The sequence below is a fragment of the Cryptobacterium curtum DSM 15641 genome (assembly GCF_000023845.1).
Lineage (GTDB): Bacteria > Actinomycetota > Coriobacteriia > Coriobacteriales > Eggerthellaceae > Cryptobacterium > Cryptobacterium curtum.
On record NC_013170.1, the window covers coordinates 1,076,754 to 1,089,981 of the forward strand.

Sequence of the window (13,228 nt, forward strand, 5' to 3'; positions counted from 1 at the left end):
GAGCACTTTACGCATCGGTAGATCGTTGCATTGACTGGTAGATCCGATGTGCAAGCCAGGTTGCAAACGCGATGATAATCATCACTGGCAAGGTATTACCCACTGGAATATCCCACGACAGTGAAATGCGATACAGTACAAAACCAGCTAACCACAGCACCATGTTGAGGATATTAAATCCAGAGCGCGCTGACTTGGGTTCAAGCACATCCCTGTCGCTCGTTCGGTGAATGATTAGCCGGTCAACACAAACAATTGCCGCCATAGGAGCAAAGATCGATCCAATCAGATAAAGAAACGGCTCAAACGTAGCTACCGGCGCTGCGATAGCAAGCAGCATGCCAATAAGCGCCGCCACAATGCCAGCTGTTCGAGCAGGAATACGCTGATAAATCGCTGCGGCTGATATACCAGCTGATTCAGCATCGAGAAACGTGGTAGTAACGGTTGAAAACACCACTACCAGCAAGCCTACTACACCCCAACCGATCTGAGAAAGAACCGCTGTTATATCGCTGCTTCCTGCAAAAAGAGCCAACCCAAGACCTATGGCAAACATCCAGCAGCTTCCTGCACCATACGTGATCGTTGCCGTTAAAGCTGCCGAACGAGGGCGGCGGGCTTGGCGCAAATAATCCCCAGCAACCGGAAGCCACGAAAGCGGCATAGCAGCGGCTAATTCCACCGCTGCCCCAAAGGTTATAGGGTCACCTGCAGATACAACAACCATCTCTGTGGATGAGGTTGTGAATATCTCAAAGCTCACCAAAATCGTTAGGATGAACAAACCAGCTGCAGCAATTGATTGCACGCGGCCCATTACTGCCGGTCCAAGTGCAACCCATACGACAATAAGTGCACCCAAACAAAGAGCCCAGCCTGCCAGGCCAAAGGCAGGAACAAGCACCATTGCCGCCGCAGCGCCTGAGGTGATCATGATAGCTGTCCACCCAATAAGTTGCACAACATTGGCCACCGAGAAGACCAGCGATCCTTTTACCCCAAACGAAGCTGCTGCCATCTCCATGGCACTACGACCCGACCGAGCACTCGCATACGACATTCCCCAGAACAGCACACAACCAATAAGGTGCCCGATAACAATAGCTGCAAGCCCTTGCTGCCATCCGAGCGAAGCGAAAAAGGTGCCGGTCAAAATTTCAGCTAATGAAACAGCTGCCCCAAACCAGATGAGGCCAATCTGTACGTTTGAAAATATGCGCGTTGGCGCAAGGTTGGAATGCGGCTTGTCCGCCATACTGCTCCCTTCGTTGGCATTACCCACATCAGGTGTACGGGTCGAAGCGATGCTACGCTTCCTCTCAGCCCGCTTTCTGCGAGCTCCCCGGTGCTGTTGTCATAAATGTTGCAACAGAGGGAGTATAAACCAACTCGCGCACCGTAAGAAAAAATAAGATTATGTAAGCGGGTGAACGGCTCTTAGCTCTATGGTAAGCACACGGTAGGCCATGCATCCTCTGAGAAAATCACCACGACATCGCCCTGCTGCACTGATACTTCCGCTGGCGCACCAGTAAATTCATTCGAAAGGCCAAGCGACGCAGTATCGGAAAGCACCGCATTTTCTAAGGAATACAGAAGTCCCCGCTCGGTTACCCCCTGCGCTGGGCCACCAAGTGCAAACACCGAAAGATAACGTCCATACTCCTCCGCATCAAGCATGGCAGGGTCAAAAGCCTCCCAGGCTATACGGCAGGGTCCAGCAAGAAGCGTAAGCACAAACCCACATCCAACGCCGAAAATACGCACACCTGATTGTGCGCACGAGCGCATCACCTGTATGTTCGCAAGAGTATGATCGAGTCGACGCGACAGACATCCATACAGCACAATCTCGTCAGCATCTGCCTTGCATGCATGGGCAATAGCAAGCTCCATGTCGCTTTCGTCTTTTTCATGCGGAAAACGCAGTATGTTTTCTGTCTCAGGCACATACCCTAAAGAATCAAAATCGCCAACGACCAGATCAGGGGTCAATCCCCGGCTTTTTAATGTGGCATAGCCTGCATCAACAGCGATAAGCACATCATAGTGTTCTACTCTAAAAACTTTTTCATTAAAGTCGACAGCACCCACTAGGGCAAATCGGGTCATGATGCCTCTTTCGAGATTACAACGCAAATGCGCCTGCGATATGATTTCCTTTTGCTAGAATACCGTTCCGGAGCGGGTTGGACAACCGCGGGCGGATGTATCCGCATGAGGAAAGTCCGGGCTTCAATGGGCAGGATGCCAGCTAACGGCTGGGCGAGGCGACTCGACGGATAGTGCCACAGAAAAGAAAACTCCCCTGTTATGCGACAATATGTCGCTACCGCAGGAGAAAAGCTGAAACGGTGCGGTAAGAGCGCACCAGTGCGTCGGCAACGACGTAGCTTGGAAAACCCCATCCGAAGCAAACGTAAATAGGAACGCCATACGGTCGCCCATCCGTGCGTTCGGGTTGCGTGCTTGAGATGTCTGGCAACAGGCACCGTAGATAAATGGTTGTCTTTAACGACAGAACCCGGCTTACAGGCCCGCTCCTTTACCTTCCTTTACCCTTTTACCTCAGTTTTACCATACTCCACCGTGTCTACCTCACCGCTATGTCGCAATGTGCTTAGCAGTGGGCTGATTGTCGCAACAATACAGACACTACCCCATTTCAGCTTGGGCGGCCGCATTTCACCCGCATACAAGCACCTCAAAAGAAACCCCCACATCCTGCCAAAGCAAGAAGTGGGGGTTTAGCGTGCTCTACGAAAAGCTTAATTCAAGCACAAGTAGTCGGAATAAACCTTAGAAGCTCTGGTTCTTCCGTGTGATAACACGTCGTGCTCCAAGAGCAGCTGCTGACAGCACCATCAAGGTAATCGGTATCAGCACCGTATCGTCACCGGTCTTCGGGCTAACCGACGGCTTTTCAGGCGTGCTCACCTTTACCGTATTGGACTTCACCGAATAGGTGTGGTTGATATCAAGATCAAACTGATTTTCGTAAGTAGTACCTTCTTTGGTTACCTTACCCACAACCATAGGAGCAGGAACCGCTGCTTCCTTTGTCCTATCAGCATTGATTTGGGTGATCAGTGCATCTTTACCAGTGAAGACAAGGTTGCGAGAAGTTTCGTCGTATTCCACATCGTAATCAGGGCTTGCGCTCTTTGTTGCTTCAAGGTCAAGCTCATAGCCTTCAGGAAGCGTATCGCGGAAGATGACTGAATCAATTGTCTCGTGACCTGCTGGGAAGGGCGTTGTCGTAAGCTCAAACTTTACGATAGAGCCCGTCTTAACCGTGTTGGTATCGATATCCTTGTTGTCTTGGTCAAGTACCTTCTTTTCCACCTGAGGCTTCACATAGAGCACGTCATAGTGATAGCTTGCCGTAATCACGGGCTTAACAGGCTCTGTTGGGGGAGTAGGCGGTGTCGGCTCAACTGGTTTAATCGGCACATCTTTGGCTTTAATGCTCGAGTTGAGCGCAAACCACACAACACCACTCTTGTGGGAAGCCATATCCAGGCTGATTTCTGGCCCGATTACTCGACCAACGATAGCGCCATACCATGCATTGGGAGAATCCGGCGTATCCCATTCATCAGTATTGAACTTTGCACCCTTCGCTCTTTCAGCGTTGTTGGTATCGGAATAAGCGCTGCCATCTGCATGTACTGAAATGGAAGAACCAGAGATCGGTACATATTCGCCATTGAAGTACGCAACTTTTTCAATTGCGTCCTTATCAACAACACCAGAACCGTTTCCTCTGTTCAGAGAAGAAAAGTTCAAGAGCGATCCGGTTGGATCGATGACATTCCCATCCTCATCGTAGAATTTGACCTTCATGTTAATGCGAGCATCACCAAAGAAGTCGTTGTACCAAATGGTAACGGTAGGATCCTGCTGTAAAACAACGGGAAGTTTATCAGGAACGTTAACGCCTGAAGAACCTTTGTAGGTGTAGGTGTACTCAACCTTGGAAATCTTCTTGCCGTTATAACTTGAGTTGGTCAAATTGGTATACGTAGCCACAAATGGCTTGTCTTTTTCGAGCATAACGCGAGCAGCGCTGTTCGGCTGTCCGTTATTCAATGCATCAAAATAAGCATAGCGCCACGGCTCGGTGCCAAGATTCCAAGACCTAACCTCCGAACTGAACTCACTTCTCGTATACTTCTTACCTGAAACAGTCAGCGTTGCGTTAGGTTCAGATTTAAACGTCAGAAGCTGCGGATACGGCTTAGTCATATACCCGTCTTCGTTCTTCTTGCGCTCAAGCTCTTCCATAGCCGCATTGTAAGCAGCAAGATCGGTGTTGTACTGAGCAAGGTCAGAGTCATACTGTGCCTTGTCGGTGTTGTACTGAGCTAAGGCAGTATCATAGGCAGCTTTCTTGGTTGCATACTCAGCAAGCTTTTGACGGGCTTCTTGAGCAGCTGCCTTGAGAGCTTCAATCTGACTGTTGTAGTCTTCGGTGATCTCAGCCTTCTTGGCATCGAGTTCTGCCTGTGAGGTAGCAGAACCCTTATCGACATCAGCGTCTTGCGTGACCGTGACACCATCTGCCTTTGCCGCTGTAACCGCAGCATCAAGGCTTGAGGAATCCACTGCAACCTCTATACCCTTTTCAGGATCTACCGCAGCAGCCTGCTGGGGGCTTATAGGAAGTAGCGCCACTGCTATCAGCAGTGAGAGCGCTATTGCTCCTGTCCTCTGGAATAAACTTCTCTGCATTTCCCTAACCTTTCTTGCCACCTGCTTCTTGAAGCACGTCATATCACTTGGTATCTATCCTTGCCCCCTTGCTCCTCTTCATAGAAGCAAGTTTCAGGCATGAAAAAGGCAGCACGTATCGAACAATCGATACGAACTGCCTTTACGAATGTACTATTCGATTCTGACTAGATAGCTGTAGCTGCCTGCCTGCCTGCCTGCCTGCCTGCCTGCCTGCCTGCCTGCGAAATTATGTCGCTTTGCTCAAGAATCATCAAACCACTTACAACGTTATTACCACATTAAGCAGAATCTATCTTGCCAAAAGAGCAGGCAAATTGCAATCGCGACCAACATACTCTCCGAGTGGGGCCGGACATTCTCCATCGAATTACTACCTGATACAAGTAAAAACTTGTGATGAACTATCTTCCTACTTACCTACTTACAAGCGCAAGACTGCAATGATAAAGGCAACGAAAAGAAAAGGGTCCGCCGAAGCAGACCCTTTATTGCTCTTTGCATCTGTTTAACTGACAGGTGAACATCAAATCTTATCATCGGCAGTTGAACACTTATTTATTGGCGGCTGAACAACAAGCATGACTCACTGGCACGGTAGCAACAAATAACACGCTTCCGACAGTTAAGGATTACCGGACGCATGCTGTTATGTACCACACCATTAGCCCGTGCATAGTCTAGTCGACGTCGTCGAATTCAAACCCGTCATCAGTATCGCCAAAGCCGCTGAAATCTTTTTCTACCTTCGAAGGCTTTGGTGTGGCCGGTGTAATTACTGCCGAAGAGGAAACCGTCGGTGTGGTATAGGCGGCCGTTGCCGAATCGCCAACCGCATACGGATTAGCAGCCGTTGTCGAGGGAGAAGATGTCGTGCTTACGGAAGGAAGCGTATGTCCTCCACGACTACCCGCTTTACCAGCCTGCAGGTCGGAAAGAATATCCTGCGAGTTACCGATAAAATCGTTCAGCATATCGCTGAAACGATCGCGCGCTGCCTCACGGTCGTCTTCGAGCTTCTTAATTTGATCAAGTACGCGCTGCTTTTCAGCATTCGCCTTGTCGAGAATGCGCTGTGCTTCATCAGCTGCATCCTGGCGCGTTGTTTCAGCTGCACCATTAGCGTTGGCAATGATTTCGTCAGCAGAACGCTGCGCAATAATAAGTGCCTGAGCAATAGCGCTATCCTCAGCCTTGTGTTCAGCAATCTGAGCCTCAAGCTGCCGAATACGTAGATCACGCTGATCGAGTTCGGCTGAGGTCGCAGTTGCACCCGGCTCAGCAGGAGCGCTTGGACGCTGCTCGCGACGTGCTTGCTCAAGCTGTTCTTGCAGTTGAGCAATCTGGGCGTTCAAGCCGTCAACTTCAGTTGCTACATGCTCGAGGAAGGCATCGACCTCGTTGACGTCATAGCCTTTACGCTCGATCTTGAAGCTCTGCTTGTTCACCTCGTCGGAAGTAAGTGCCATCGGATTATCCCTTCATTCTGACTGCGCGTATCAGCGCTATACAAATCTCGCTAGAAGACTTACTACTAATTGTAATACAACCAAAGCAATAATCGGTGTTACATCCACCGCACCTCCAATAGGAGGTATCAAACGCTTGAACAGGTTCAAGTATGGTTCACATATCTTGGAGAAGAACGACTTGACATCTGAGAACACGCCATCACGTGAAACCGGTATCCAGGTAAGCACGCAGTAAATAACAATAATCAGTGAATAAATCTGCCCAAGTTCAATAATGATACGACCAAGTGTCATGTAAAAACCTTTTCTTTATCGCTTCTTATAGATCTCTTCTTACATGACGCCTTTAGCGCGTAGTTTTTTGATTTCATCTTCGGTTAAAGGTGTCGGGCGCGTTATGGCAAACACCTTATCAGCGATGCAGTCAACCCGCGCATCAAGGGCACTCGCCACGCCAAACGAGAAATCAAGCACCCGCTTGGAAAGCTGGCTCGGCGTATGACGCAGACTCAGCACCACCGCATCCCCCGCTTTTAAACTTCGAGCAATGCTTTCGACTTCGCCATATTCCACGGGAGTCAACACCATTACTTCACGGGTTGGCTGATGGGAAGTAGCGCCCGCACCCTCATAGGTTGCATATGGATCATATGCTGAATGGGTGCCCTGCCCCACTGCAGATGCGGGTGGTTTGAGATCAGGTTGCAGTGCGGCACGAGTCGGCGAGGAATCGAACAGCGAATTGTATCCACCGCTGCGCGCAGACCGCGTCCGTGATGGTGCATCCGACTGAGTAGATATATCAGGTGTCGATGTGGCAGGCACTTCATCGATTTCCGCACCCGATGGAGTGAAATCACTGGCACGACCAACTGAATTACGGAAGCTGTTCGAACGACGGCGTGTTGTAAACGTTTCCGTTGCTTTAGCACTTGCGCGCACATCATCGTAGTTCACCAGAGGCGGATGGGCTGAAGTGCTCCGACGACCATTTAAGTCCGAAGAAGCACGTGAGACATACGATGAATGATGCCGACGGTTTGTACCAGCCGTACGCATCGTTACCGAATCATAGCGATCGGCCTCGACTTCTTCTTCGGCGCCTTCATCGTACTCGTCATACGACCCGGCATAGTCATCATATTCATCCTGATAGTCAGTATCCGCTCGACGTGAAGCGCCGATACCGAACCTATCTTTGAGTCCACTGATGACCCCACCGGAACGGCGTCCAAAATTTGACATCTCCATGGCTGCTCCTACCTATATGCACACATGTTAAGAATGTTGCTCGTCGTCACTTTCCATATACAGGCTACTCGGCGAACTGATCGCTGAAGATAGCGCGGCCTATTCTGACCATGGTAGCGCCCTGCTTGATAGCACAGCGCCAGTCTTCACTCATACCCATAGAAAGCTCAGAGAGATGCGCTGCCATATCCGCATCAAGTGAAGCCACCAGTTTATTTTTGAGGGCAGCAAGATGCACAAATGTTTCTTCAGCTACCTGCAAATCGCCCTGAGGTGCCATGGTCATCAATCCACGTACCCGAATATGTGATAGATTCCTACACGCATCTATTAAACTGGCAACATCATCTGGTGCAGCGCCTCCCTTACTTGCTTCGCCTGAAACATTCACTTCAATAAGAATGTCTTGCACTTTGTCGATTGCTGCAGCCGCATGGTCGATACGCGCTAGATGACTTTCTTCAAATACTGAATGGATAAGTGTTGCATGCGGCACGATATCTTTAATACGGCGCGACTGAATGTTGCCAATAAAATGCCATTCGGCTTCGGGAAAGCGTGGCTGTTTATCCATAATTTGATCGGGACGGTTTTCGCCAAATGCTTGCGCACCTGCATGAATAGCTTCCGCTACTGCATCTGGCCCCACCGTTTTTGATACGGCAATAAGCTTAACTGCCTGTGAGTCACGCCCAGCACGGATAGCTTCACGAGCCACCTCGTCGGCGAGGGCGCGATATCGTTCTGCTATCGTCATTACTCTCAATCCTTCCCTTTACGATTGCCTGCCTCAGTGAGATACATCTTGTTTAGTGAGATACATCTTGTTTAGCGAGATACATCTGTAACAGCAGGATGAAACAACTTCTGATGCACTCCTCTGTGATAATGCCTTACGTGCGATGCTATTACTCTACGATAGTGTCCTGCTTTACGATAGCATCCCTTTATAATAACGCCCTGTTCAACAAGCATAGTCTGATAACAAGGCAGATAGTCCACTAGTATCTGCTTGCGACCCGTTAGTATCTGTTGGTTGAAGCACACGCCGTGCCGCAAACGCGCCATGTCGCCCACAGATACCCTGCTGCATGCGATACGAAAAGAATTGGTCAGGATGGCACGCGGTACAAACCGCACAATCCGCTATACGTGCCGAATTGGCACCATGTTCAACCAAATCGGTGCGCAAGGCTTCTATCAGGCTTACATGCCGGCTATCGGGTGCACTTGCTGACCCGAACCGATTCACAAAACGATCTGCCAGTTCAGTTGAAACTTCAAAGCATTCGCTTCTAATATGAGGACCCACATACACGTTGCAATCAGCGGGCAAACACTGCGTTCGAGCGGCAAGTTGGGTAAGTGCCACTGGTGCAATACTTGCCATAACACCACGCCAACCGGCATGCACTACCGCAAAAATACCGCTTGGCGCCACCATAATGACCGATGCACAATCCGCGAAGCAAAGCAGTGCAGCCACCGGTACCTGTTCAATAATAATGCCGTCAGCACCTGCATTAAGATCATCGATCCATGCGGTAGGCACAGTCGCTTCGGTGAGCACCGTTAAATGGTCACCGTGGATCTGTCGTGGAACAGCAAGGGGATAATCTTCAAAACCAAGAGCAGCCGCAAGGCGGTAACGATTGCGAAGCACCGTATTGTAGGTGTCACCCACCTGACTGCCGAGGTTTAACGAAGCATACGCCCCGGTACTGAAACCACCTTGTCGCCCCGTGAAGGCGATACGCACCCCTGTTGATTGAAAGAGATCCTCATCGGTATAGACCTCAAGAAATTCTGCATCTGAAACAGAAAACGAAAAGCGGCCAATGGACAAGCGCGGATGCACTAATCCATTGGCCGCCTTCATCAAAAACGCCTTCCTAATGCTGACGTTTCAGAAAGTCGGGAATGTAATCCTCGTCGGCAAAACGCCCGTTGGAGGCAGAGGTTGCAGCAGTTGACGAAGCCGAAGAAGTACCTGCACTCGTCGTTGCGGTTGGAGCAAAGAGGTCGCGCTGATAATTAAGCGACTGCTGGCCTTGATCAACCTTAAAACCCGTTGCAATAACGGTGATGCGTACCTGGTCGCCCAGGGAATCATCAATAATCTGCCCGTAGATAATGCTTGCGTTTTCATCGGCACATGCTTCTACAATGCCTGCGGCCTCAGAAACCTCAGACAAAGTAAGATCGGGCGCGCCGGCAATAGAGAAGAGCACGCGCGAAGCGCCGGAAATACCAGCTTCGAGCAGACGGGAATTGGTCGCCTGCTGAGCAGCATCAAGGGCACGATTTTCGCCCGAAGCAATACCGATACCCATCATGGCACTACCGGCATCTTTCATAACCGAGCGAATGTCGGCAAAGTCAAGGTTGATAAGACCCGGAATCGTAATAAGGTCGGTAACACCCTGAATACCCTGACGCAGGGTATCGTCAGCGATGCGAAATGCATCGAGCATACTCGTTTTCTTTTCAACAATCTCAAGCAAACGATCGTTCGGGATAGCGATAAGGGTATCCACTTTTTGAGAAAGCAGATCAATACCTTGCTCCGCTTGGTTGCGACGCAAGCGACCCTCAAAGCTAAATGGCTTGGTAACAATGCCAACGGTCAGTGCCCCAATTTCCTCGCGAGCGATTTCGGCCACTACCGGCGCTGCACCAGTACCGGTGCCACCACCTTCGCCAGCGGTGACAAAAACCATATCGGCTTCAGCGAGTACATCGCGAATTTCTGATCGGCTTTCTTCGGCAGCTTGTGCCCCGACTTCAGGGTTGGCGCCAGCACCAAGACCGCGCGTAAGCTCTTCACCAATGTGAATGGTTTTGTCGGCCTGCGACATAAGCAACGCTTGATGGTCGGTGTTGATCGCAATAAACTCGACACCTCTGATGCCAGCTTCGACCATACGGTTAACGGCATTTGTACCGCCACCGCCAACGCCGACGACCTTGATGACTGCCAGATTGCTATCGATTGACTTCGTATTCGGCATGGTGTCCTCCATGATGCGATGTGTGCCGCGCCGCAATCAGACGGCTTTTAAAGCACAGTAACTTATCGGATTGTACACGATGAGTTTATGTTTGCAAACGCAAAGGGCTTGCTTGACCCCTTAAATGGCGCTGACGCACATATTTATTTCCTATTATTATATAGATAATTAAGCTCGATAGCACGGCGTATTATGAAAGAGCGCGCCATGTGGGGCGTTCGGGAATACGCACATTGATATATGAAATTTTACCTTCGTGGTCTGCCATTAACTGCAAGCAAACACGTTCTTTATCGCGCGCATTATCGGCAGTGCCAAAGGCAATTTGAATACCATTATCCAACGTAAGCAAGGTATTAGCAGTATCAGTAGCTGAAACGGCCGTCACCTGCCCCACCAGATCTGTTGTCAAACTTGAAACAACCTTGAGTGCATTCGTAACACTTTCGTCGCTGCACTTTGCGCCAACTTCAGGCTTAACGCCATACGGCACATCAGTGATGCGCAGCGCGCTGGCTGCATCCGTATAAACTTGCGGACTTATTGAAGCTGCTTCAGCTGAATCTTTATCGGGAATCATCATCAGCCAGGTGCCATCTGACGCGATTGCCCAGTCCTGTGTCCCCTGCGCACCAGAAGAAACCGCCACCACGGCAGCAATCGTCCGTTCGGTGACGTTTAAGTTCAACGTGCTTGGAAACTGTCGGGTCACGCTCGCATGTTCAACCCACGCATTCGATTCGAGACGTGCAGCAATACCCGCAGTATCCACGCGCAGCAAGGTCGTACCAGACGGAACAGCCGCAAGATCGCTCACTTCTTTATCGGTAAGATGAGCGGCTCCATTCACATGAACTGATTCAATTGAGAAAATACTAGACGAATATAAAAATACGCCGCCAACCGCAAGAAGCGCCACCAAAACAAGAGCGATAACAAGACGACGAACCCACGGACCAGCAACCTGAGCGGCCTGAGAAGATGATTGCGCTGTCGTGCGGCGACGCGGTGTCGTTGCGCCTAAATCCCCCAAGCGAACGGATGACATTTCTATCTGTCCGCCGCGCCCGGAGCGTGGCATTGACTGCGCCGAAGTAGAACTCGAACGACGGCGTGGATTTGTCTGCGGCATACTCAACCGACGTGACGATGCGCGAGTCGTGGGCGTTGATGTGGCAGAACGACTAGATGATCGCCGCGCATGTGGATGCGCGCTCGTGCGCGAGGCACCTGAAGAAGAGGATGTCCGACGTGAATCCGACGCCATGACTTAACCCACACTGTTTCGCATTGTTGCAATCATCATGCGCTGCACTACACTGCCCCACCAGCACGTGCCTTGAGAGCAGCAAGTAACTCCGGACCCACTGCTGTCACATCGCCAGCACCCATGGTCAGCACAAGATCGCCCGCCTCGACCATATCAAGCAGCGAAGAGACCGTATCGAGTCGATGGGGAATGTACACAAGCGCTGGGTGGGACGAAGAATCTTTGAGAACGTCAAGAAACGTTTTGCCATTAACACCAGGAACAGGAGTCTCTCCGGCGGGATACACATCCATGAATGCCGCTGTATCAGCTTCATCAAATGCGTGCGCGAATTCACTTCGCAGCACATCGGTAAATAAGCCAACACGCGAGTAGCGATGCGGCTGAAACAACACGTGTACCCGTTTGAAATCGAGCTTCTTCGCCGCCGCGATGGTTGCCGCAATTTCAGTCGGATGATGCGCATAATCATCAACAATCGTGACGCCATCTGCTTCGCCCACTAAATCAAACCGACGACGCACGCCGGCAAAATTCGAAAGCGAGCGCGCAACATCCTGCGCATCTTCGCCAATACCCCAAAGCAACGTTAGAGTGCCGGCAGCATTCAATACATTATGCCGACCGGGGTTTTGCTTAACTGATCCTTCAACAAGCGTGCCATCAGGAAGTTTAAGCGTAAAGGTGCTCCCCACACCCGCTGGCGCCCACGATTCAATGTGCGCATCAGCGCCCTCGGCACTACCGTACGTAACCATACGCTTACCCGTCGAGGCAGCGAGAGAAACAAGTACCTCATCATCGGCACAGACAACAAGTAATCCATCATCAGGCACTTGCGACATAAACTCAGTAAACTTGGCATGAATCTCTTCGAGATCGTTGTAATGGTCGAGATGATCAGCTTCTACATTAGTCACAAGCACCGCATACGGATCGAGATAGGTAAAGCTTTTATCCGATTCATCAGCTTCGACCACGTAATAGGCACCCTCGCCCGAATGAGCATTCGTGTGATAAGCGCGCACAATGCCACCAATGAGAAACGTTGGATCGGCACCGATACCATCGAGTGCTGAAGCAACCATTGACGAGGTGGTCGTTTTGCCATGAGTGCCAGCTATGGCGATGGTCTTCTTACCAACACCAAGTTGTGCAAGCATTCGAGCCCGATGCCAAATAGGAAGATTACGTGCCTTCGCTGCAATAAGTTCAGGATTGTTATCAAGAATAGCCGTTGACGTAACAACCACATCAGGGGCTGGGTTGTCAGGAATATTTTCGGCCGCCTGGCCGATAAAAATCTCAACGCCAACCTCGCGCAGCTGCTGGGTATAGCGGCTTTCACGCAAGTCAGAGCCGGAAACTACCATTCCCTGATCGTGCGCAACGCGGGCAATACCACTCATGCCAACGCCACCAACACCAATAAAGTGCACCCGTTCAATTTGCTGCGCCATGGATGGACCCTTCCGCCATTCTGCCTT

General features: G+C 50.6%; 11 protein-coding genes, 1 other RNA gene and 1 riboswitch. Of the genes, 1 reads left to right on the forward strand and 11 read right to left on the reverse strand.

Annotated features, from left to right (window positions below):
• Positions 1–7 precede the first annotated feature (7 nt).
• Both cytX and CCUR_RS04635 read right to left on the reverse strand, forming a co-directional pair.
• Positions 8–1,258: a putative hydroxymethylpyrimidine transporter CytX gene (gene cytX, locus CCUR_RS04630; RefSeq protein WP_012803320.1), complete on the reverse strand. Its 1,251-nt coding sequence runs from the start codon at positions 1,256–1,258 to the stop codon at positions 8–10.
• Positions 1,247–1,358, reverse strand: a riboswitch (TPP riboswitch). Its footprint overlaps the gene before it by 12 nt.
• Before the next feature lie 88 nt (positions 1,359–1,446).
• Complete coding sequence (locus tag CCUR_RS04635) at positions 1,447–2,115, reverse strand: thiamine diphosphokinase (protein WP_012803321.1); 669 nt, start codon at positions 2,113–2,115, stop codon at positions 1,447–1,449.
• A 69-nt stretch (positions 2,116–2,184) separates the two neighbouring features.
• Between CCUR_RS04635 and rnpB the strand changes: the two genes are divergently transcribed.
• Positions 2,185–2,551, forward strand: an RNA gene (rnpB, locus tag CCUR_RS07370) — RNase P RNA component class A.
• Between the two features lie 251 nt (positions 2,552–2,802).
• Here the strand turns inward: rnpB and CCUR_RS04640 are convergent.
• The 9 genes from CCUR_RS04640 to murC form a co-directional block, all read right to left on the reverse strand.
• Positions 2,803–4,737, reverse strand: coding sequence for a GbpC/Spa domain-containing protein (locus tag CCUR_RS04640; RefSeq protein WP_012803322.1), 1,935 nt, complete (start codon positions 4,735–4,737; stop codon positions 2,803–2,805).
• Positions 4,738–5,417: 680 nt separating this feature from the next.
• Positions 5,418–6,206: a DivIVA domain-containing protein gene (locus CCUR_RS04645; protein WP_012803323.1), complete on the reverse strand. Its 789-nt coding sequence runs from the start codon at positions 6,204–6,206 to the stop codon at positions 5,418–5,420.
• 36 nt (positions 6,207–6,242) lie between these two features.
• The gene (locus CCUR_RS04650) at positions 6,243–6,503 is read right to left on the reverse strand and encodes a YggT family protein (RefSeq protein WP_012803324.1); all 261 of its coding nucleotides are present in this window, start codon (positions 6,501–6,503) and stop codon (positions 6,243–6,245) included.
• 39 nt (positions 6,504–6,542) lie between these two features.
• Positions 6,543–7,460 (reverse strand): cell division protein SepF, encoded by a 918-nt coding sequence (locus CCUR_RS07265; protein WP_012803325.1) that lies wholly within the window; start codon positions 7,458–7,460, stop codon positions 6,543–6,545.
• 64 nt (positions 7,461–7,524) lie between these two features.
• Positions 7,525–8,217, reverse strand: a complete 693-nt coding sequence (locus CCUR_RS04660) for a YggS family pyridoxal phosphate-dependent enzyme (protein ID WP_012803326.1) — start codon at positions 8,215–8,217, stop codon at positions 7,525–7,527.
• Between the two features lie 207 nt (positions 8,218–8,424).
• Positions 8,425–9,339: a purine nucleoside phosphorylase YfiH/LACC1 family protein gene (locus tag CCUR_RS04665; protein ID WP_012803327.1), complete on the reverse strand. Its 915-nt coding sequence runs from the start codon at positions 9,337–9,339 to the stop codon at positions 8,425–8,427.
• 13 nt (positions 9,340–9,352) lie between these two features.
• Positions 9,353–10,471: a cell division protein FtsZ gene (gene ftsZ, locus CCUR_RS04670; RefSeq protein WP_012803328.1), complete on the reverse strand. Its 1,119-nt coding sequence runs from the start codon at positions 10,469–10,471 to the stop codon at positions 9,353–9,355.
• A 190-nt stretch (positions 10,472–10,661) separates the two neighbouring features.
• Positions 10,662–11,738, reverse strand: a complete 1,077-nt coding sequence (locus CCUR_RS04675) for a cell division protein FtsQ/DivIB (protein WP_143711815.1) — start codon at positions 11,736–11,738, stop codon at positions 10,662–10,664.
• Between the two features lie 47 nt (positions 11,739–11,785).
• Positions 11,786–13,201 (reverse strand): UDP-N-acetylmuramate--L-alanine ligase, encoded by a 1,416-nt coding sequence (murC, locus tag CCUR_RS04680; RefSeq protein WP_012803330.1) that lies wholly within the window; start codon positions 13,199–13,201, stop codon positions 11,786–11,788.
• Positions 13,202–13,228 lie beyond the last annotated feature (27 nt).